This is a genomic window from Microbacterium oxydans (genome assembly GCF_900095745.1).
GTDB classification, from domain to species: Bacteria; Actinomycetota; Actinomycetes; order Actinomycetales; family Microbacteriaceae; genus Microbacterium; species Microbacterium oxydans_B.
On record NZ_FMIR01000017.1, the window covers coordinates 237246 to 257583 of the forward strand.

17 protein-coding genes are annotated in these 20338 nt (G+C 69.6%); 10 read left to right on the plus strand and 7 right to left on the minus strand.

Going from position 1 to position 20338, the window contains the following annotated elements; all coding sequences use genetic code 11:
• Positions 1–122 precede the first annotated feature (122 nt).
• From BQ2383_RS11500 to BQ2383_RS11515, 4 genes are all read left to right on the plus strand, one after another.
• Positions 123–743, plus strand: coding sequence for a PadR family transcriptional regulator (locus tag BQ2383_RS11500; protein ID WP_091033916.1), 621 nt, complete (start codon positions 123–125; stop codon positions 741–743).
• Complete coding sequence (locus BQ2383_RS11505; RefSeq protein ID WP_091033918.1) at positions 740–1465, plus strand: ABC transporter ATP-binding protein; 726 nt, start codon at positions 740–742, stop codon at positions 1463–1465. Before BQ2383_RS11500 ends, BQ2383_RS11505 begins: the two co-directional genes overlap by 4 nt.
• A complete protein-coding gene (locus BQ2383_RS11510) occupies positions 1462–4302 on the plus strand; it encodes an ABC transporter permease (protein WP_091033921.1) in 2841 nt (946 codons plus the stop codon). Before BQ2383_RS11505 ends, BQ2383_RS11510 begins: the two co-directional genes overlap by 4 nt.
• Positions 4303–4378: 76 nt before the next feature.
• The gene (locus BQ2383_RS11515) at positions 4379–5704 is read left to right on the plus strand and encodes a hypothetical protein (protein WP_091033923.1); all 1326 of its coding nucleotides are present in this window, start codon (positions 4379–4381) and stop codon (positions 5702–5704) included.
• 75 nt (positions 5705–5779) lie between these two features.
• Here the strand turns inward: BQ2383_RS11515 and hpf are convergent, their stop codons facing one another.
• From hpf to mtrA, 5 genes are all read right to left on the minus strand, one after another.
• Positions 5780–6436, minus strand: coding sequence for a ribosome hibernation-promoting factor, HPF/YfiA family (hpf, locus tag BQ2383_RS11520; RefSeq protein ID WP_091033926.1), 657 nt, complete (start codon positions 6434–6436; stop codon positions 5780–5782).
• A gap of 135 nt (positions 6437–6571) precedes the next feature.
• The gene (locus BQ2383_RS11525) at positions 6572–7216 is read right to left on the minus strand and encodes a ComF family protein (protein ID WP_091033928.1); all 645 of its coding nucleotides are present in this window, start codon (positions 7214–7216) and stop codon (positions 6572–6574) included.
• A 93-nt stretch (positions 7217–7309) separates the two neighbouring features.
• Positions 7310–9028: a GerMN domain-containing protein gene (locus tag BQ2383_RS11530; protein ID WP_244175996.1), complete on the minus strand. Its 1719-nt coding sequence runs from the start codon at positions 9026–9028 to the stop codon at positions 7310–7312.
• Positions 9025–10707 carry an MtrAB system histidine kinase MtrB gene (mtrB, locus tag BQ2383_RS11535; protein WP_091033930.1) on the minus strand — a complete coding sequence of 561 codons (1683 nt, stop codon included), beginning with the start codon at positions 10705–10707 and terminating at the stop codon, positions 9025–9027. Before mtrB ends, BQ2383_RS11530 begins: the two co-directional genes overlap by 4 nt.
• 7 nt (positions 10708–10714) lie before the next feature.
• On the minus strand, positions 10715–11395 hold the full coding sequence (gene mtrA / locus BQ2383_RS11540) for an MtrAB system response regulator MtrA (protein ID WP_029261966.1): 681 nt from the start codon (positions 11393–11395) through the stop codon (positions 10715–10717).
• Between the two features lie 106 nt (positions 11396–11501).
• On the opposite strand from mtrA, the gene BQ2383_RS11545 reads away from it, so the two are divergent.
• From BQ2383_RS11545 to BQ2383_RS11565, 5 genes are read left to right on the plus strand one after another with little or no spacing between them, the layout of a single operon-like run.
• On the plus strand, positions 11502–12869 hold the full coding sequence (locus BQ2383_RS11545) for a hypothetical protein (RefSeq protein ID WP_244175997.1): 1368 nt from the start codon (positions 11502–11504) through the stop codon (positions 12867–12869).
• The gene (locus BQ2383_RS11550) at positions 12866–13507 is read left to right on the plus strand and encodes a DUF4129 domain-containing protein (RefSeq protein ID WP_091033933.1); all 642 of its coding nucleotides are present in this window, start codon (positions 12866–12868) and stop codon (positions 13505–13507) included. The genes BQ2383_RS11545 and BQ2383_RS11550 overlap by 4 nt, the downstream gene beginning before the upstream one ends.
• Positions 13504–14709: a DUF4350 domain-containing protein gene (locus BQ2383_RS11555; protein WP_091033935.1), complete on the plus strand. Its 1206-nt coding sequence runs from the start codon at positions 13504–13506 to the stop codon at positions 14707–14709. The genes BQ2383_RS11550 and BQ2383_RS11555 overlap by 4 nt, the downstream gene beginning before the upstream one ends.
• A gap of 44 nt (positions 14710–14753) precedes the next feature.
• Positions 14754–15677, plus strand: a complete 924-nt coding sequence (locus BQ2383_RS11560) for an AAA family ATPase (protein WP_205829398.1) — start codon at positions 14754–14756, stop codon at positions 15675–15677.
• Positions 15678–16985, plus strand: a complete 1308-nt coding sequence (locus BQ2383_RS11565) for a DUF58 domain-containing protein (protein ID WP_091033939.1) — start codon at positions 15678–15680, stop codon at positions 16983–16985.
• 27 nt (positions 16986–17012) lie between these two features.
• Here the strand turns inward: BQ2383_RS11565 and BQ2383_RS11570 are convergent, their stop codons facing one another.
• Entirely contained in the window at positions 17013–18005 is a 993-nt protein-coding gene (locus BQ2383_RS11570) for a stage II sporulation protein M (protein WP_091033943.1), read from the minus strand.
• A 16-nt stretch (positions 18006–18021) separates the two neighbouring features.
• Between BQ2383_RS11570 and BQ2383_RS11575 the strand changes: the two genes are divergently transcribed.
• A complete protein-coding gene (locus BQ2383_RS11575; RefSeq protein WP_091033945.1) occupies positions 18022–18831 on the plus strand; it encodes an RDD family protein in 810 nt (269 codons plus the stop codon).
• A gap of 38 nt (positions 18832–18869) precedes the next feature.
• On the opposite strand, the gene ahcY is transcribed toward BQ2383_RS11575, so the two are convergent.
• Complete coding sequence (gene ahcY, locus BQ2383_RS11580) at positions 18870–20315, minus strand: adenosylhomocysteinase (RefSeq protein WP_091033948.1); 1446 nt, start codon at positions 20313–20315, stop codon at positions 18870–18872.
• Positions 20316–20338 lie beyond the last annotated feature (23 nt).

Here is a 20338-nt window from a genome sequence, read left to right on the forward strand (position 1 = left end):
GCCATGTTACCGGCCTGTGACCTGCACGTCGCCTGCACGAGGCTTCCGCGCGAAGATTCGAATAGTTGCCGAGTATGCATATACTCGGTATTGCATTCATCTCGACAACTAGGGAGCCCACCATGTCGGTACGTCAGAGCCTGCTCGCGATCCTCGATCAGGGCCCCTGCTACGGCTACCAGCTGCGGCACGAATTCGATCGACGCACCGGCTCCACTTGGCCGCTGAACGTCGGACAGATCTACAACACGCTCGAGCGTCTCGAGCGCGACGGACTCGTCGAGCGCGGTGACGCCGACGAGCAGGGTCATGTGTACTGGCAGATCACGGATGCCGGTTCCGCCGAGGTCGCGCAGTGGCTCTCCTCCCCCGTGGTGCGGACGCAGGCGACACGGGACGAGCTCGCGATCAAGCTCGCCGTGGCGGCGACGCTGCCCGGAGTCGATGTCTCAGCGGTCATCCAGTCGCAGCGCACGGCGTCGCTGCGACAGCTGCAGTCCCTGCAGCGGGCGAAGTACGCGGGCGGTGACGCGGACGGCCCGGAGGAGCTCTCCTGGGCGCTGGTCGTCGATTCGATGATCTTCGCCGCGGAGGCCGAGGTGCGGTGGCTCGACCACACGGAACAGCGTCTCGCGTTGCACCCGCGACAGGCGATGGCGCTCGAACTCGCGACCGAGCGCCCCAAGCGCGGGCGGCCCGCGAAAGCTGGTGCTCCCTTCGCGGATGCGGCTCCCTCACTGTGAGCGCCGAGACGGTCCTGCGCCTGGTCGGGGTGACGCAACAGTTCGGGGCGGGCGCGACGGCGGTCTCCGCCCTGTCCGGCGTGGACCTCGAGGTACGGCGCGGTGAACTCGTCGCCGTGATGGGTGCCTCGGGCTCCGGCAAGTCGACGCTGCTGGCCATCGCCGGCGGACTCGCTCGCCCCACCACCGGGGAGGTCGTGATCGAAGACGCCTACCTCAGCGAGCAGAGCGCGGCAGAACTCGCGCGCCTGCGCCGACGCTCCCTCGGATTCGTCTTCCAGGACTTCAATCTGATCCCCACGCTCACCGCGATCGAGAACGTGACGCTCCCGCTGGAACTCGACGGCTTCCGCACCCGGGTCGCCCGCCGCGCGGGGAAGGACGCCCTGCAGTCGGTCGGCCTGGCGGACAAGCTCGACTCCTATCCCGACGATCTCTCCGGAGGTCAGCAGCAGCGCGTCGCGATCGCCCGCGCCGTGGTCGGCGGACGACGACTCATCCTCGCCGACGAGCCGACCGGCGCACTGGATTCCGTCACCGGCGAACTCGTGCTCCGGATGCTCCGGGGACGAGTGGACGCGGGCGCGGCGGGCATCCTCGTCACGCACGAAGCCCGCCATGCAGCATTCGCCGATCGGATCGTGTTCCTCAGGGACGGGAGAATCGTCGACGAGACCCGGCGCGACGACGCCGAGGTGCTGCTGAGCGGGACGGGCCGATGACCTCGACCGTCGAGCGGCCGGAGACGAGGACGTCCGACCAGCCCTCCTCGTCCGTCCGACGGCCGGGGAGGCGTGCCCGCTGGCGCGTCGCCGCCCGGCTCGCGCACCGGCAGCTGCGCCGCACCCTCCTGTCGAGCGCGCTCATCAGCACCCTCGTCCTGCTCCCGATCGCCGCCATGACCGCCTATGCGGTCATAGGGGCGAGCATGATCGGCAGCCCACAGGAGCGCGTGACCGCGGAACTGGGACGGATGCAGGCGTGGATCTCGGTGGGTGGCCTGCCGGGAAGCGGATTCTGGCAGTCCCCCACCGACCCCACATGGACGGGATATCCCGACAACTCCGGCAATGCCCCCGAGGGGACGCCGATCGCGGATCCGACCACTGTGCTGCCGTCCGGCACCGAGGCGATCCGCGTCGTCGAGTCCACCGTGCGAGTGCAGACTCCCGACGGCTTGACGGGGATGCCCGCGTGGGGAGGCGAAGTCTGGGATGCGCGCTTCGAGGGACGGTACGAGCTTCTCGAGGGGACGACCCCGCGGTCCGGCAGCGAGATCATGGCGACCCCGGCCGCACTCGAGCGGCTCGGGATCGCGATCGGAGACGAGGTCGTCGTCACCGACGGCGAGCGCACCTACACCGTCGTCGGGACGCTGGGCTCCGCAGTTCTCTCCGATGCGACCTCCGCGCTCTTCCTGCCGGCGAGCGCTGGACTCTCCGGCGACGCCCGCTGGTATCTCCCCGACCTGTCACTCAACTGGCCGGAGGTCGAGAAGCTGAACGGAGACGGCGTCGTCGCCTACTCGCGGTCAGTGATCCAGGAACCGCCGGTCATCTCGGACCAGACGAGGGGCGGGTGGTCCGGAGCGGACGATGGCGCCCTGTGGACGGTGCTCATCGTGCTCGTCGCCGGCGGGCTCTTCGCCGCGTACGTGGTGGTGATGCTCGCGGGTGCCGCCTTCGCGGTCGCCGCACGGCGCCAGCAGCGGTCTCTCGCCGTCGCCGCAAGCGTCGGAGCGTCGCCGTCGGACCTGCGCCGGGTCATCCTGCTCCAGGGCACGGCTCTGGGCCTTATCGCCGGCATTCTCGGTCTGGCCCTCGGCGTCGGGGCGGCCGCGGTCACGATGGCACTCCTCGCCGACGGATCGGCCACCCAGTTCTGGGGTTTCCACGTGCCGTGGCTGATACTTGCGGGGATCCTTTTCTTCTCGGTGCTGGTCGGTACGGCATCCGCAGTGCTCCCCGCACGCACGGTCGCCCGCACCGACGCCCTCAGTGCGCTGCGCGGCGCGCGTCGTCCGCAGAGGCCCCGAGCGTCTCGGCCGATCTGGGGATCGATCCTCCTGATCCTCGGCGTCGCGCTCACGATCGGCAGCGCCTTCGCGATCCTCGCCATCGAGGTGACGGATCTCCCGTGGGACTCGCCGCTGCGGGCAATTCCTCCGTTCGGCATCGTGATCGGGCCGATCCTCGTGCAGATCGGCATCCTGCTCTCCGGGCGCTGGCTGCTGTGGATCACCGCCAAAGCGCTCTCGCCGGTCAGCGTCGCCGCTCGCATCGCCGCCCGCGACGCCGCAGCGAACTCCTCACGCACGGTTCCCGCTTTCGCCGCGATCGCCGCGACCGTCTTCGTCGCGGTCTTCGCCCTGAGCCAGACCTCCATGCAGAACGCGTGGACCGCGCGGGACTGGGCGTATCAGGCTCCGGTCGGCACCCTTGCGATCGGCATCCAGCCGACCGGAGCCGAGTCGACCGTCGATGCGTCCGTCGCTTCCGACGCAGCCGACGCGGGAATCGCGCTCGCGGACAGCGTGGGGGCGTCCGGCACGGCCGTCATCGCCCGCCAGCCTGAGGTGTGGGGCTACGCGAACGCGCTCGACATTCCCGCGGACGAGACACGGGTCATCGCCGTGATGCCGGAACGCCATCTCCTGGACCCCGAAAGCGAGGCTTCCTTCACGGCGAACGGCCAGAACCGACCGAACCCGATCGCGGTGGTCTCGGCGGAGGAGCTCGACGGGGCCCTGGGCATCACGGTGACTGCTGCCCAGCGTGCTGCGTATCGAGACGGTGCGGCGATCGTCACCGACCCACGGTATGTCACCGACGGCACGATCGAGGTCGGCGCCTGGAGCGGCCGGGATGTATACGACGGGAAGGCGCCCGACAACATCTGGACCGCATGGGTAGACGCGGCACCACGCGGCGAGCCGCTCTGGGAACGGAAGGTCGACGCCATCGCGCTCGAACTCCCCCACCAAGCCATCGCGATCGCGATTGCCCCGGAGACCGCGGCGGAGTTGGACATGGCGACGACTCCCAGCCTGGTGATCGCCTCGTTCGACGCCCCCGTGCCGGTGGAGGTGCGCGACCGCGTGCAGGAACACGCCGATGCGCTGGCGACAGCCGACTGGCTCGTCTCCCCGTACTTCGAGAACGGCCCGCCCGAGGACTCCCTGTGGATCGTGCCGATCCTGAGCGCGGTGGGTGTGCTCGTCCTCGGCGCGAGCGGTGTGGCTCTGAGTCTGGCGCGGTTCGAGCGCCGCCCCGACGACGCCACGCTCTCCGCGGTCGGCGGCACTAACGGCCTCCGTCGCCGAGTCGGCCTCTGGCAGGGACTCATCATCGCCGGGTTCGGCACTCTCGCGGGAGCCGTGGCCGGGGTGCTGCCCCCGATCGGTTTCGCGATCCAGTCGCGCGGCTTCCTCCTGATTCCGGACATCCCCTGGGCAGTGCTCGCCCTGCTCGCGGTCGCGCTGCCTCTCGCGATCGCCGCGGTCAGCTGGCTCATCCCCCCGCGGCGGGCAGAACTCACCCGACGTACGGCGATCGCCTGACGTGCCCTGAGCGAACAGTGCCCGCCCGAAGCGGATGCTCAGCCACCGCCTGTGCGCGAGAAACTAGGATCGAGCCATGGCTGGAATATGGGGCAGACGCAAACGCGAACAGGAAGAACTCGCCGCACAGGACGCCGATCTGGCGCGTCGCGCCGAGCAGGCACTGGTCGGCGCGGACGAGCGGATCCGCACGACGTCGGATGAGCTCTCCTTCGCCGAGGCCGAACTCGGCGAATCGCTGACCGCGGACCTGCGCACAGCTCTCACCGCGGTGCGCACCCACCTGCGCGAGGCATTCCAGCTCCACCAGCTGAACCATGATGAGATCCCCGACACACCAGAGGAGCTGCGCACGCGGAACGCGCGCATCCTGCAGCTGTGCGACTGGGCTCAGGATCTTCTCGACGAGAAGACCTCCGTCCTCGCCGAATCCGTCGCAAAGGTTCGCCGCGCACCCGAGATCATCGCGCAGGTGCGGGCGGATGCGGCCGCGCTCAGCACCCGCATCCCCCAGACCAACGAGGCCGTTGCCCGCCTCTCGGCGCGCTACGCCGACTCGGCCATGCACCAGATCACCGCCAGCGCCGCCGAGGCCGAGCAGCTCATCCGCTTCGCCACCCACAGCGCCGACATCTCCGAACGCCGTCGAGATGCCAAGCAGAACGAAGAGGCGAACATCGCCCTCGAGACGGCCACCGAGGCCACCCGGCGCGCATCCGCACTCCTCGATGCGGTCGAGGACTTCGAGATCGAGGCGCTCCGGGCGGAATCCACCCTCGCCGAGGTCGTCGCGGACTCCCGGGGTGACCTCATCGCCGCACGCAACGCCCCCGCAGTGCCCGCCGTCGCCGAGGCCGTCGCGGCGCTCCAGGCCGCGCTCTCCGCCCTCACGCCGTCCGGAAAGCCCAACGATCCGTTCGCCGAGCTCTCCCAGTTGCGCGACGCCAACTCGGCGCTCGACGAGGCCATCGCCAAGGCGCGCCACCGCGCCGAGAACCCCCTCCCGAGCATCGCGCAGGTGCAGCACGCGATCGACGACGCCGATCGTCAGCTCGGCGTCGCACGCGGCCTCATCGCGGGCCATCGCGGCTGGATCGGCGCCGACGCCCGCACGCGTCTCGCCGAGGCAGAGCGACTCCGCGTCGACGTCTCCGACCTCCTTCCGGCGGAGGACACGCGCGAGGCCGCCCTGATCCAGGCCCGTCGGGTCGCGCACCTCGCCTCCGAGGCTCTCCAGCTGGCCCAGCGCGACATCGACTCTTCGCGTCCGCGGGATCAGGACTGGGGCGGCGGCGGGGGCTGGGGCGGCGGACAGCGACGCGGCGGTGGCGGCGGCGACCTCGCATCCGGCATCCTCGGCGGACTCGTGATCGGGAGCCTCCTGGACGGCATCTTCGACTGACGACCCGCACCTGCGGCAGCGTCAGACGCCAGAACGGCCCGGTCCCTCGAGGGACCGGGCCGGTCTGCGACTCCGTCAGGAAGCGAGGGCCTCAGAGGGCGGCGCTTGCGTGCTCAATGCGATCACGCCGTAGTCCCAACCCTTGCGCCGGTAGACGACACTCGGGTGGTCGGTGCGGACATCGACGAAGAGGAAGAAGTCGTGCCCGACCAGTTCCATCCGATCGACCGCCTCTTCCACCGTCATCCACTCGGCGTCGAAACTCTTCGTGCGGATGACGACGGGCGAGTAGGACTCGTCCTCCGACTGCTGCACCGGAACACTGCCCGTCGCGACGGCGTGGAGCAGGTCCACGGATGCCGGCTGGACATCGATGCCCTCCAGCGATCCGGTGCCCTTCTCGAAGTGGGCGCCGCGCGGGTGCTGTCGGCCATCGACACGCTTCTCCTTCGCACGACGAAGCTGCTCGGACATCTTGTCGATGGCGAGATCGAGAGCCACGAACTTGTCACCGTCCGTCGCCTCCGCGCGGACGACCGGTCCCTTGCCGACCAGTGTCAGCTCGACGGTCTCGTCCGGGATGCGCCCATTGCGATACACGCGGTGGGTGACCTTGACATCCAGTCGTTGCGCCCGTGACGCAAACATCTGGACCTTGGCGATCTTCTCTTCGACAACGGTTCGGAAGCGATCGGTGATACCCACCCCGACGCCAACGATGCTTGTTTCCATTGCTGCCTCCTTGTCCCGGTCCTCCCGGCCAAGGGCGGACCGTGGTCGCCTTGTGTCACCCCACCGTAGTCCGACCGTCGACGGATGTCACGGGGTTGCGACCCTGTGTCGCCGGTGCGTTCTCGATGAGGTTCCTCAGAATCCCGACCGATGCGGCGTGGCGGCGAGCACCACCGCTGCCACGGTGCGATAGCCAGCCGCTTCGAGCGCTCTGGCCGCCTCATCGAGCGTCGCCCCTGTGGTCACGACGTCGTCGACGATCACGACCTCGGCGCCCTCTCCCCGCCCCCGCGCGTGCATCGTGCCGCGAACGTTCTCCTCACGCTCGCGCGCCCCCAAGCCGCGCTGATCGACGGCTGCGGCCACGAGCGAGAGCATCCGTTGCGGCTGGGCATGTGCGCGGCGGATCAGCAGCTCGGGCACGCGATAGCCGCGGCGGCGGAACGCTCCTCGTGCAGTGGGTACCGGCACGATCCAGGTCATCGGGGTCGCGAATGGGGAGAGCACCGTCGCGAGCGCCGCAGCCAGCGGCCGAGCGAGGTACGTCTCACCCTCGCCCTTGAGGCTGCGGATGCAGCGCGCCGCGACCCCGTCGAACTCGAGCGCGGCGTGCACCGGCAGGCCTCCCGGCGTCACCGACGATCGCGGACGCGGCGTCAGGTCGCACCGGCACCGCGGACACAGCAGTGTTCCCGGCTCATCGCATCCTGCGCAGGTCGCCGCCAGCAGGAACGCCGCCAGCTCCGCCCCGACTCCGAGGAGACGGGAAGATGTCTGCATCCGACGATTCTGGGGCCGCGCCCTGCACCCCGCCGACGACGAGGCCGCTACCGTCGACAACAGCGATCAATCCCCCCGGGCGTGCAGGAGGAGTCACTCCCCGACGCGCGTGGCGAGCACCGAGATGTCGGACGCGACCTCGCGCCACGCCGACCCCGCGTGTGCGAACAGCTGGCCGCCCGCGCCCAGGATGCGAACCCCGGCAGCAGTCCGTGCGCCGGCCGCCGAGACGGCGTCGCCCGGAGCGGCCTCCGACGTGCCGGGGCCGCCCACCGTCTGGGTGATGAGCCGAGGGCTGACCGGATCCACCAGCACACCCAGCCGGTCCGGCCCCAGCCACACCAGACCCGTCGCCGCCTCATCGAGCTGCACCAACTGCTTGGCATCTCCGAGCTCCACGGGGAGCCCCGCCGAGTCACGGATGACAGCGGCCACGACGACCCAGCGCTGCTTGCCGACGGTGAGCACCGCCGCCACGCGGCTGCCATCCCCGGCGACGCGCAGGTCCGAGACCGCCGATGCCGTCGGCCAGGCATTCCCGATCTTGTGCGCGGCGATATCGCTACCCCACGCCTGCAGGGCCGCCGGGTCACCTTCGGGAACGGTCCAGGTGTACCCGTACGGGTCGAGGGACGGTTCGATCAGTCCCGGTGGCGCATCGAACTCGTTGCGGCTTCCGTCGCCGACCCGGTACACCCGCCCGTCGCCGAGCTGGACTGCCGCGATGGAGTCGTCAAGGGCCACATCGATCGACGTGATGGGCTGCGGCATCGCGGCGATCTCGGCACTGATTCCGGCGATCGGGGAGATCTCGTCCCCCACGATCCGACCGAACACACCGTTCTGCAGTACGAGAGTGCCGATCTCCGCCGACGGCTCCACGACGTCGACGACCCCCGCGTCGACGCTGCGACCATCGACGGTGAACTGCACGCGGGTGACGGCGACCCCCGCGGCCCGCAGAGTGGCCTGCAACTGCGTGCGCATGCGAGAGAGCGTCGTCTCGTCGAGTGCGGCCGCAGGGCGGGTGAGGGCGACGTCGGCCACCTGCCCGGTGATGAGCACGGCATCCTGGGCCAACTGCACGTCGGCGGGGAAGGCGTTCTGCACCGCGGGGTCGAGCCAATCGCTCGGAGCATCGCCGATCAGGGCCTGGGTCACGGTGGTCGCCGGACTCTGCCGCCGCGGGAACCACCGCATGTCGGGCACCAGACGCGACCAGGTGAGGTCGAAGTACTGGAGCGGATAGCCCTCGAAGACGTTCTCGAATCGAGGCTCGTCGATCACGATCCCGTCGAGGGCTTCCGTGATGCGCCATTCACCGTCCTCCATGCGCTGCAGTGTGAACGGCATGGTGGAGGCACCGAGTGCTTCCGAGTAGGTGTTCGCATCGTCGACGCTGGCGACCAGATCGAGCAGGACCTGGACGTCGGCCGAGTCCGCGTTCTCGACGTCCGCCGGCGGAACGGTGGAAGTGATCGTGCGCGTGTCCGTACCGACGTCGATCGAGACCCCCGCTGCCGGCCGCCATGTGCGCTGCAGGTCGGGAGCCAGGAACTCCCGCGCCGTCGCCCAGTTGTCGGACGTCGTGATCCCCGCTTCGAGGAAACCCTCGACGATCTCCTCGGGACCGGCGCCCTTGATCGGTCCGGAGGCCACGGGAAGGAAGTCGACATCCTGCGTGGACTCCCCGAGTTCGAGCCCCACCGAGACCCCGCCGCTGGTCGGAAGCCCGGCGCAGGCGGTGAGCAGCAGCGCCACGAGGGCCACCGCGCCACCGCGCAGCGTCCTCGTCCATCTCGTCCGGTTCATGACCTGTCGCTCTCGTCGAAGAGCCCAGGGGGAGGCTCGGCCAGGGAGATCGGCTGCGTCGCATCCCCGAGTTCCGCGAGGGGCTCCTGCGGCTCGATCGGGACGGGGCTCGGGCCGTCCAGCACGCCCTCGTGACGGGGGATGGTGAGGACGAAGTTCGTGCCGACGCCGAGTTCGGACCAGACGGCGAGCGTACCGCCGTGCAGGGTGGCGTCGCCGAGCGCGATGGACAGCCCCAGTCCGGTCCCTCCGATCGTCCGCTGACGGGAGGGATCAGCGCGCCAGAATCGGTCGAACACCCGTTCCGCGTCGTCCGGCTCCATTCCCATCCCGAAGTCCCGCACCCCCGCCGCCACCGCATGCTGGTTGCTGTCGATCGTGATGACGACCGGGCGCCCCTCGCCGTGCTCGATGGCGTTGCCGATCAGGTTGCGCAGCACACGCCGCACGCGGCGGGGGTCCATGTCGACGGGCGAATACCCGCCGGGGGCGACCAGCCTCAGCTCCGTACCGTGTCCCTCCGCGAGCGGTCGCATCTGATCGATGATGTCCTCCGCCAGGTGCGCGAGGCTCGTCGCCTCCAGTTCGAGCTGCACCGACCCCGCGTCGTACCGACTGATCTCCAGCAGGTCGGACAGCAGCGTCTCGAACCGCTGCACCTGGGTGTGCAGCAGCTCGGCGGTGCGCGCGGTGGTGGGATCGAACTCCTCGCGCTGGTCGTTGAGCATGTCGGCGGCGAGCCGGATCGTGGTGAGCGGAGTGCGAAGCTCGTGCGAGACATCGGAGACGAACCGCTGCTGCACCATCGACAGCTCGCCGAGCTCCTTGATCTGCGCCTCGATGCTGTCGGCCATCGCATTGAAGGACCGACCGAGGACGGCGAGCTCGTCCTCGCCGTGCACGTCGATGCGCACCCCGAGCTCGCCCGCAGCGAGTCGTGCGCTCGTCTCGGCTGCCTGCACGATCGGGGAAGCCACTGCCCGCAACACGATCCAGGAGATCGCGGCGACGATGGCCACGAGCCCGATCCCGGCGATCCACAGCGTGCGCTGGACGAACACGAGGGTCTGATCGGCATCGCCGAGGTCGTAGGCGAAATAGATCTCGAAGGGTCCGGCCTCGGGGACCTGCAACTGTTGCCCCACGACGATACCGGGAACCGGGGGGCCGTCCTCCACCGGAAGCGCGACCGACTGCCATGCCTGGCGATCGTCGAGCTTGACCACACGTGCGCGCAGGTTCGGGCTCAGCAGGCTCTCGTTCAGCCCGGCCTCGAATCCGTTCAGTCGCGCGGTGTCCGCACCCGTGTCGATCTTGTAGCCCGCGAGCTGATCGGTGCTCGAGGTGCGGGCGAGCGTGTCCTGGATGCCGGCCCAGAGACTCGAAAGCGCCGCGGGGTCGTCTCCCACCTCGGCCACGTCGAGGATGCGCTGGGCCTGGTCGACCGCGCGGCGCGCGTCTTCGAGGGCGACCGTCTTGCGCGAGATGAAGAGGTCGTTCTGGATCACGAGCGCCATCGTGACGCAGGTGATGAAGATCGCCAGCGATGTCGCGAGCAGCGTGATCGAGAGGGTGCGGAAGCGCAGCGAGCGTCGCCACAGAGTGCCGAGCATCGTCGGCCAGCCTCGCCAGTCGCGCAGGACAGCGACCGTCGTGGTGGTCGCTGTCGTCGCGGCCATCGTGCTCCTAGCCGACGCTCCCGGCACGGTAGCCGACGCCACGCACCGTCATCACGATCTTCGGGTTGTCCGGGTCGAGCTCGACCTTGGCGCGGAGGCGCTGCACGTGCACGTTCACCAGACGGGTATCGGCCTTGTAGTGGTACCCCCACACCTGCTCCAGGAGCATCTCGCGGGAGAAAACCTGCTGCGGCTTGGAGGCAAGTGCGACCAGCAGCTGGAACTCCAGCGGAGTGAGGGCGATGGGCGCCGTGCCCCGGCGCACCTCATGGGCGTCGACGTCGACGGTGAGGTCGCCCACCCGCAGCTGCTCGCTGGTGGTCTGCGGCGTCGGACGAAGACGAGTGCGGATCCGTGCCACGAGCTCTTTCGGGTTGAAAGGCTTGACCATGTAGTCGTCGGCGCCCACCTCGAGTCCGCGGACGACGTCTGCGGTGTCGCTGCGCGCCGTGAGCATGATGATCGGGACGCCGGATTCCGCGCGTATGCGTGTGCAGATCTCGATCCCATCCATGCCGGGCAGCATGAGGTCGAGCAGCACGAGATCGGGCCGCTGCGAGCGCCACTCGTCGACGGCACGCGCACCGTCCGCGCAGAACACCGGCTCGAAACCCTCGGTGCGCAGCACGATTCCGATCATCTCGGCGAGCGCTGTGTCATCATCGACCACGAGAATGCGTGAGGTCATAACTGTTACCTTATGGCACCGAGTCCCGCCGACCCCAGGTCTGCGCACCACGTGTGCGGTGTGACACGATGGAGCCACCATGGAGGGAGTGCCTTTGAGTGGCCAGATGTGGACGCCCGCGCCGAAGAAGGGGATCATCCCCCTTCATCCGCTGACGTTCGGGATGCTGCTGGGCAGGGCCTTCGCGGCGCTGCGACACAACCCGAAGGTGCTGTTCGGCTTCGCCGTCGTGATCCAGCTCATCGCGACCGTCGTCACGGCGTCCGTGATGGGGGTCGTCCTGTTCACGACCTTCTCGCGCCTCGAGACCGTCTCCCCCTCCTCCCCCGACTTCGAGGCGGTGCTGGCCGGGACCATCGGGATCAACCTGATCGCCGGCCTCGGCGTCGGACTGGCGTCGATCACCTTCACGGCCATGATGCAGGGCGTGGTCGCCGCGGAGATCGGTTACGCAGCCGTCGGCGTCAAGGCCACGCTGCGAATGCTCTGGCGCCGGATGGTGCCGGCATTCTGGCGTCTCGCCGGTTTCGCGTCGCTTTCGGTGATCGCAGTGTTCGGTGTCCTCGCGATCGTCGTGACCATCATCGCCGCGTTCGTCGCCGGTGGTGCGGGGGGAAGCGTCGAGCTCATCGGGGTCGTCGTCCTCGTCGTGGTCCTCCTCGGACTCGCTGCGATCCCGCTGTCCGTCTGGCTGACGACGAAGCTGCTGCTGGTGCCGTCGATCCTCGTCCTCGAGCGCGCGCGCTTCCGCGACGCCTTCGTGCGCTCCTGGCGACTCACCCGGGGCCGTTTCTGGGTCGCGTTCGGAGTGACCTTCCTCATCAGCGCCATCATGGGCGTCGCCGCGCAGGTGGTGAGCATTCCGGCCACGCTGCTGAGCAGCCTTCTCGGGTCGGTCATCGCGCCGACGGGCGCCGAGGATCCGAGCGCCATCGTCGGCTTTGTCCTCGCCTTCCTCGCACCCCAGATCCTGCTCCTCGTCATCCAGGCGATCACCCTCGTCGTGCAGAGCACCGGGTCGGCACTCGTCTATCTCGACTGCCGGATGCGCTACGAGGGACTCGACCAGACACTCATCGCGTATGTCGAGCACCGGGATCTCGGGAAGACCGACGATGAGCTGGGTGACCCGTTCATCGTCGACCCCACGCGAGCCGTCACCTCGGCGCCTCCGCCCCGACAGGTGCCAGATCACGTGCTGATGACACCGGGCAATGCCTACCCCCAGCCCTACCCCGGACAGCCCTACCCCGGGCAGCCGTACACGCAGCAGCCGCCGCCGTACGGGCAACAGCCGTACGCGCCGCAGCAGAACGGCGCGACGACGACAGCGCCCGCGCCGGTCGCGGACGCTCCCGCGGCGTTCCCTCCGCCGCCGCCCCCTGCGGCGAGCGCGCCCACGCCGCACCCGACGACCGCGCCCGGACCCGCTGACGGAGGCTGGGCTGCTCCCGGCAGCGACGACACGGCATGATCTCCCGGTTCGACGACCTGTTCATCCCCGACGGCGATGAGGCACGCCGCTGGGCGGAGGACGAGCTCGCCAACCCGCGGTATGCGGAGGCGAAGCCGACATGGTTCGATCTGGTCGCGCGTGACATCGGCCGTTTCCTCGCCGATCTGTTCAGCTCGGACAACGGCGCGAACATCGGCCCGTCCGCGCTCATCATCGTGACGGCCGTCATCGTGGCGGCTCTCATCGCTGCCCTGATCATCTGGGGCCGGCCCCGCAGCTCCCGCGCCGTTCGGCGTGCCCGTGCAGACCTCCTCGGCGAGTCCGATGACCGCACGGCAGCGCAGCTCCGGTCCGATTCCGAGCGCAGCGCCCGTGCGGGCGACTGGAGCACTGCGACGATCCTCCGCTACCGCGCGATCGCGCGCAGCCTGCTGGAGCGCGATCTGATCGACCCTGCTCCCGGTGCCACCGCGCAGTCGATAGCCCGCGACGCCAGCGCAGTCTTCTCGGACGAGGCCTCGGCCCTGCGTCGCGCGGCCGTGGCGTTCGATGACGTCCGTTACCTCGGGCATCCGGCGACGGAGGAGAGCTATCAGGACCTCTCAGCAACCGACGAACGGCTCCGCACCCGTCGCCTCGAGGCGGTGCCCGCATGACGGCGACCGAGTTGAGCGGTGTCCCGGCGACCGCCGAGCACCGACCGCGCAGGACGAAGACCATCGTCGGCTGGCTGGTCCTCGCCGTCCTGGTCCTGATCGTCGTCTTCGTCACCATCCGCGTCAGCGCCACGGCGCCGGGGGAACACGGAGCTCTCGATCCCGAAGGGCGTGATGAATCCGGCGCACTCGCCCTCGCGGAGATCCTGCGTGACCAGGGGGTCGAGGTCGATGTCCACCGATCACGGGTGGAGGCACGTGCCGCCGTCGACGGCGAAACCACGCTGGTGATGGCGAACCCGTACACGCTGACCGATGGCGCCCTGGAGACGCTGATCGAACCGGCGGATCGCGTCGTCTTCCTCTCGACGAGCTCGCACCTGTTGAACACGCTCCGCATCGGCGAGAACGCCCCGGGGACACGCTCGGCCGTGGCAGCCGCGTGCGATGCGCCGGAGTTCGCCGAGGTAGGCATGATCCGTGCCGACCGGCTCTTCGCGCCCGCCGCCGAGGTCGAAGGGTGCTTCGGCGATGCGGACGGTGCCGCCGTGCTCGTCGATGACCGCAGCGGCGACCGCCATGTCGTCGTGGAGGGCACCAGGCACTTCAGCAACGGGTACCTGGCAGAGAACGGCAACGCCGCCCTCGCGCTCGCCCTGCTCGGGCAGACCGAGCGGGTCGTCTGGTACGTCCCGAGCTTCGGCGACTCCGACATCGAGGGCAAGTCGGTCGACACGCTGGGGAGCCTCACTCCGCCGTGGGTCACTCCGGCGATCCTGCTGCTGCTGCTCGCCGGAGTCACCGCGTCGATCTGGCGCGGTCAGCGTTTCGGCCCCCTGGTCGCCGAGACGTTGCCGGTGACGGTGCGCGCGTCCGAGACGATGCACGGTCGCGCACGTCTCACCGCCAGAGCCGCCGACGCCGCACACGCGGCCGAGGCCCTTCGCGACGGTGCGCAGCGGCGCCTCGCCCGCCGACTGGGCCTGGCCGTGCATGCCGGCGCAGACGAGGTCGCCGACGCCGCGTCCGACAGGCTCCGGATTCCTCGGGGAACCCTGCAGACACTGTTGGCGGGGCCTCTCCCCACCGACGACGCCGCTCTGGTCGACCTCGCTCGGCGTCTCGACGAGCTCGAGGCGGCCGTGGAGACCAGCACCCGCCGACCGACCATCCATCCCACAGAAGCCGAGGGAACCACGTGACCGTTGAGAACCACTCCACCGACGACGCCGCGCTTCGTCAGGCCATGCACCGGGTGCGCACCGAGGTCGACAAGGCGGTCATCGGCCAGGCCGGCACCGTCACCGGCCTCCTCGTCTCGCTGCTCGCACGCGGCCATGTGCTCCTCGAAGGAGTGCCCGGCGTCGCCAAGACTCTGGTGGTACGGTCGTTCGCCCGCGCACTCGGGCTCGACACGAAACGCGTGCAGTTCACGCCGGACCTGATGCCGGGCGACGTCACGGGTTCCCTCGTGTACGACGCACGAACGGGCGAGTTCGACTTCCGTGCCGGCCCGGTCTTCACGAACATCCTGCTCGCAGACGAGATCAACCGGACGCCGCCGAAGACGCAGGCCGCGCTCCTCGAGGCGATGGAAGAGCGCCAGGTATCGGCCGACGGCGTCAGCCGCACGCTGCCCGATCCCTTCCTCGTCGCCGCGACGCAGAACCCGATCGAGCACGAGGGTACGTACTCGCTGCCGGAAGCACAGCTGGATCGCTTCCTGATGAAGCTGGTCGTCGGCATGCCGGAGCGCGACGCCGAGGTGTCTGTGCTCCGCCGGCATGCCGAGGGCTTCTCCCCGCGTGAGCTGACCGGCGTCGAGTCCGTCGTCTCCGCAGACGAGATCCGGGCGGCGCAGCAGGCCGCCGCCGCGGTGGACGTCACGGACGATGTGCTCGGCTACGTCGTCGATCTGGCGCGCGCGACGAGGCAGTCCCCCTCGGTCGAGCTCGGTGCCAGCCCTCGTGCGTCGACCGGCCTCCTCGCCGCGGCCAAGGCCTGGGCGTGGTTGAACGCCTCCACCGCGGTGACCCCCGATCATGTGCAGACGATGCTGGTGCCCGTATGGCGGCACCGGCTCCAGCTGCGGCCCGATGCCCAGATGGAAGGCGTCTCCGCGGACGCGGTGCTCACCTCGGTGGTGCAGCAGACCAGGGTACCGATCTAGGTGTTCATCACCGGTCGTCTCGCCGTGGCTCTCGCCGTCGGCATCGTCCCGCTGGTCCTCGCCGGGCTCGCGGGTTACCCGGCGTACGCGGTGCTGGGCGCCTGGATCGGTCTGTGCATCCTGCTGGTGGTCGTCGACGTCTCTCTCGCCGCCAGCGCCCGGTCGGTGACCGTGAGTCGCCGCGTGCCGAAGCGCGCCCGCCTCGGCGAACAGGTCCCCGTGAGCGTCGCTGTCCACAACCACGGCACGAGGGCGCTGCACGCGGTGCTCCGCGACGCGTGGCAGCCCACGGCCGGTGCTCCTGCAGAGAGACAGCAGCTGCAGGTCGCCCCGGGCGAGCGCGGTCGCGTCGCCATCCCCCTCACCCCCCGCCGACGCGGTGAGCTGGTGAGCGATTTCGTGATGATCCGCTCGCGCGGGCCCCTCGGTCTCGCCGGTCGGCAGGCACGGCATCCGGTCCGGGGCGCGATCCGGGTGCTTCCCGCCTTCTCCTCGCGAAAGCACCTGCCGTCGCGCCTGGCACGTCTGCGCGAGCTGGACGGCAACACGAGCATCCAGGTCCGCGGCCAAGGCACCGAGTTCGACTCGTTGCGCGAGTATGTCCGCGGCGACGACGTGCGTTCGATCGACTGGCGCGCGACCGCCCGCGCCGGCACCACGATGCTGCGCACCTGGCGCCCCGAACGCGACCGGCATGTCGTCATCATCATCGACACCGGTCGCACAGCGGCCGCGCGCGTGGGCGACGGCACCCGCGTCGATGCCGCTCTCGAAGCGGCGCTGCTGCTGGCCGCGCTCGCCTCCCGCGCGGGCGACCACGTGCACCTGCTGCTGTACGACCGCGTGGTGCGTGGCCGGGTCACCGGCGTGGACGGCACGGCACTCCTGCCGGCGATGAGCGACGCCATGGCGCCCGTACACGCGCGCCTGGTGGACACGGACTGGCACGGTGCCTTCGCCGCCGTGCGCACGCTCACGACGCGGCCTTCTCTGATCGTCGTGCTGACCGCGCAGGACGCGGCCGAATCCGCTCGAGGGTTCCTCGGCGCCTTCCCGAACGCGTCACGTGCGACCACCGTGCTCGTCGGATCGGTCACCGATGACGGCATCGCTGCGCTGGCGCGCGAACGCGGTTCTCGCGAAGAGGTCTATCTCGCTGCCGCGGCGGAGCGGACGCTTCGTGACGCCGAGAACGTCGCGGATGCGATCCGCAGAGCCGGTGGCGAGGCGATCGCCGCCGACCCGGAGGAGCTTCCGCCCCGCATCGCCGACCGCTACCTGGAGCTGAAGGCGGCGGGACGGCTCTGACGGCTGCTGTCCTCGGCCCGTCCGCAGTCAGCCGGCGATGAGGCGCGGCGTCCCGGCTTCGTACTCGTCGAGGTCGCCGGTCTCGCCCCGTCGATGCGCCCGGCCGCCGATGACGAGCATGTAGATGAGGAACACGCCCAGGGCAGCGGCGCCGATGCCGATCTTGATCGGCCACGGCAGGCCCCAGCCGGTGACGAAGCCCTCGACGAGCCCGGCGAGGAAAAGAGCGAACACGAGCCCGAGTGCGACCGTCGCGAGTGAGCGCCCCTCTTCGGCCAGCGCCTCCCCGCGGGTACGGTGCCCCGGAGCCGCCCAGGCCCAGAACACGTGCAGACCGGCGGCCGCTGCGACGAAGATGCAGGTCATCTCGAGCATGCCGTGCGGAAGGATGTAGAGCACCATCAGGTCGGCCTTGTCGTGCGCGGCCATCACCGCGCCGGACGTTCCGAGGCCTATGGCGTTCTGCATGAGCATGTACACCGGCCAGATCCCCGTGACGCCGAAGAGCACGCACTGCATGGCGATCCAGGCATTGTTCGTCCAGACCATGCCCATGAACTCGGCAGCGGGGTTCTCGGTGTAGTAACCGGTGAAACTCTCGTCGGCGTACTGTTCGAGCAGGTCGGGCGGGCCGAGCGTCGCGATGAGGGCAGGATCGCTCGCGATCCACGCCGCTGTGCCGACCGCGACGGCGATGAAGGCGACCGCGATGATCAGCGTCGTCCACCGCAAGCGGTACAGGGCGGCCGGAAGCTGCAGTCGGAAGAACCGGGCGGTCTGGGTCAGGATGCTGTCGGATGCTCCGGTGAGGCGCAGCCGGGCGCGGACCAGGATCGTGGAGAGGTAGGCGCCCTGCGGGGAGTCGCCGACCGACGTCTTCAGCTCGGCGAGATCTGCAGAGGCCGCGCGGTATCGCACGATCAGTTCGTCCACCCCGGCACCGTCGAGCCGGGCTCGGCTGAGTTCCTCGAGCCGTTCCCATTCCGCACGGCGAGCATCGGTCAGCGCATCGGCATCCACCTGATTTACTGTACTCATGTCCGTCCCGATCGACGTCTCCGACGAGGTGCTCTCCGGCGAGGCCGTCGCGATCGACGTGCAGCCGGTCGGCTTCCTGCTCCGCGCGCTGGGTGCCGCGATCGACATGCTCCTGGGGTATGCGGTGTTCATCCTCTGGCTCTTCCTGCGCATCTGGCTGCTCGATGCCGGGGTGCTCAGCGATGCCACCGACCGCATCGCCACGGTCGCGGCGATCGTCGTGAGCTTCGTGGTGCTGCCCATCACGATGGAGGTCGCCTTGAAGGGCCGCAGCCTCGGCAAGCTCGCCGTGGGAGGGCGGATCGTCCGCGTGGACGGCGGCGCAGCCGGGTTCCGGCACGCGTTCATCAGGGCGCTTCTCGGCGTCCTGGAGATCTACATGACCTTCGGCGGTATCGCGGTGCTCACGGGTGCCTTCACGGCGCGATCGCAGCGTCTGGGCGACCTGGTCGCCGGCACCTACAGCCAGCGCGTCCGCACGCCCGCACTCCCCTCGCACGTCCCGATGCTGCCCCCTGCCCTCGACGGCTGGGCGCAGATCGCCGATGTGGCGCGCATGCCCGACCGGCTCGCGCGCCGGATCTCGCAGTTCCTCGTGAGCGCGCCGCGGATGGTCCCCGCCGCTCGAGCGCGGGTGGCGCACGACCTGCTCGCCGAGGCGACACCCTTCGTCTCGCCGATGCCGAGCGCGCCACCGGAACAGGTGCTCGTCGGCATCACGGTGCTGCGTCGGGAGCGCGAGCGCCGCGCGCTGGAGAACGCCGACCGTCGCGCCGAGCGGCTCACCGGCCGGCGCGTCGGCGTCTGATCCGGCGCAGCGCGCGCGGCGCTCGGTCGCGTGTGCGCTCAGTAACGGTAGTGCTCGAGCTTGTAGGGTCCGTCCACCGGAACGCCGATGTACGCCGCCTGCTCGTCGCTGAGTGTGGTGAGCTGCACCCCCAGAGCGTCGAGGTGGAGGCGCGCGACCTTCTCGTCGAGCGCCTTCGGCAGGACGTACACGCCCGTGGGGTAGGCGGCGATGTTCGTGTAGAGCTCCAGCTGGGCGAGCACCTGGTTGGTGAACGAGGCGCTCATGACGAACGACGGATGCCCCGTGGCGTTGCCGAGGTTCATCAGGCGCCCCTCGCTGAGCACGAGGACGCTGCGTCCGCTCGGCAGACGCCACTCGTGCACCTGCGGCTTGATCTCGACCTTCTCGACACCCTCGATGGCTTCGAGGCCCGCCATGTCGATCTCGTTGTCGAAGTGGCCGACGTTGGCGACGATCGCAAGGTGCTTCAGCGCCAGAAGGTGCTCGGTCGTGACGACATCGCGGTTGCCGGTGCCGGTCACCACGATGTCGACCTCGCCCGCGACGTCGATCAGGCGCGCCACCTGGAACCCGTCCATCGCCGCCTGCAGCGCGCAGATCGGATCGACCTCACTGACGATCACCCTGGCACCCTGTCCGCGCAGAGCCTCGGCTGCCCCCTTGCCCACATCGCCGTACCCGCACACGAAGGCGACCTTGCCGCCCATGAGCACGTCGGTCGCGCGGTTCAGCCCATCCGGGAGGGAGTGACGGATGCCGTACTTGTTGTCGAACTTGCTCTTGGTCACCGAGTCGTTGACGTTGATGGCCGGGAAGAGCAGCTCCCCGGAGGCGGCGAGCTCATAGAGACGATGCACGCCGGTGGTGGTCTCCTCCGTCACCCCGATGAGCCCGGCCGCGAGCTTCGTCCAGCGATCGGTCGACGACGCGAGCGACCTGCGCAACAGGTCGAGGATGACCGAGTACTCGTGCGAGTCGGACTCCGTCGTCGCCGGGACAGCACCGGTCTTCTCGAACTCGACACCCTTGTGCACGAGCAGCGTGGCGTCGCCGCCGTCGTCGAGGATGAGGTTCGGACCGTCGAATCCCGTCGAGGACCAGTCGAAGATGCGCTCGGTGCACGCCCAGTACTCCTCGAGCGTCTCCCCCTTCCATGCGAACACCGGCACCCCCGCCGGGGCGTCGACCGTGCCGCCCGGACCGACCACGACGGCGGCGGCCGCTTCATCCTGAGTGGAGAAGATGTTGCAGCTCGCCCACCGCACCTCTGCGCCGAGCGCCACGAGCGTCTCGATGAGCACCGCCGTCTGCACGGTCATGTGCAGAGAGCCGGCGATCCTGGCGCCCTTCAACGGCTGCGCCGCACCGAACTCCTCCCGGAGGGACATCAGCCCCGGCATCTCGTTCTCGGCGAGACGCAGCTGGTGACGGCCGGCTTCGGCCAGGGACAGGTCGGCGACGCGGTACTCGAGCTCAGGCATCCTCACATTCTTCCATTCCGTCG

Bases quoted from the DNA above. Each gene is read 5' to 3' on its own strand.
- BQ2383_RS11525 (WP_091033928.1), bottom strand. From the start codon at position 7,216: ATGCAGACATCTTCCCGTCTCCTCGGAGTCGGGGCGGAGCTGGCGGCG.
- BQ2383_RS11555 (WP_091033935.1), top strand. From the start codon at position 13,504: ATGACGGCGACCGAGTTGAGCGGTGTCCCGGCGACCGCCGAGCACCGA.
- BQ2383_RS11510 (WP_091033921.1), top strand. From the start codon at position 1,462: ATGACCTCGACCGTCGAGCGGCCGGAGACGAGGACGTCCGACCAGCCC.
- hpf (WP_091033926.1), bottom strand. From the start codon at position 6,436: ATGGAAACAAGCATCGTTGGCGTCGGGGTGGGTATCACCGATCGCTTC.
- BQ2383_RS11550 (WP_091033933.1), top strand. From the start codon at position 12,866: ATGATCTCCCGGTTCGACGACCTGTTCATCCCCGACGGCGATGAGGCA.
- BQ2383_RS11575 (WP_091033945.1), top strand. From the start codon at position 18,022: ATGTCCGTCCCGATCGACGTCTCCGACGAGGTGCTCTCCGGCGAGGCC.
- BQ2383_RS11560 (WP_205829398.1), top strand. From the start codon at position 14,754: ATGCACCGGGTGCGCACCGAGGTCGACAAGGCGGTCATCGGCCAGGCC.
- BQ2383_RS11515 (WP_091033923.1), top strand. From the start codon at position 4,379: ATGGCTGGAATATGGGGCAGACGCAAACGCGAACAGGAAGAACTCGCC.
- BQ2383_RS11500 (WP_091033916.1), top strand. From the start codon at position 123: ATGTCGGTACGTCAGAGCCTGCTCGCGATCCTCGATCAGGGCCCCTGC.
- mtrB (WP_091033930.1), bottom strand. From the start codon at position 10,707: ATGGCCGCGACGACAGCGACCACCACGACGGTCGCTGTCCTGCGCGAC.
- BQ2383_RS11530 (WP_244175996.1), bottom strand. From the start codon at position 9,028: ATGAACCGGACGAGATGGACGAGGACGCTGCGCGGTGGCGCGGTGGCC.
- BQ2383_RS11545 (WP_244175997.1), top strand. From the start codon at position 11,502: ATGTGGACGCCCGCGCCGAAGAAGGGGATCATCCCCCTTCATCCGCTG.
- mtrA (WP_029261966.1), bottom strand. From the start codon at position 11,395: ATGACCTCACGCATTCTCGTGGTCGATGATGACACAGCGCTCGCCGAG.
- ahcY (WP_091033948.1), bottom strand. From the start codon at position 20,315: ATGCCTGAGCTCGAGTACCGCGTCGCCGACCTGTCCCTGGCCGAAGCC.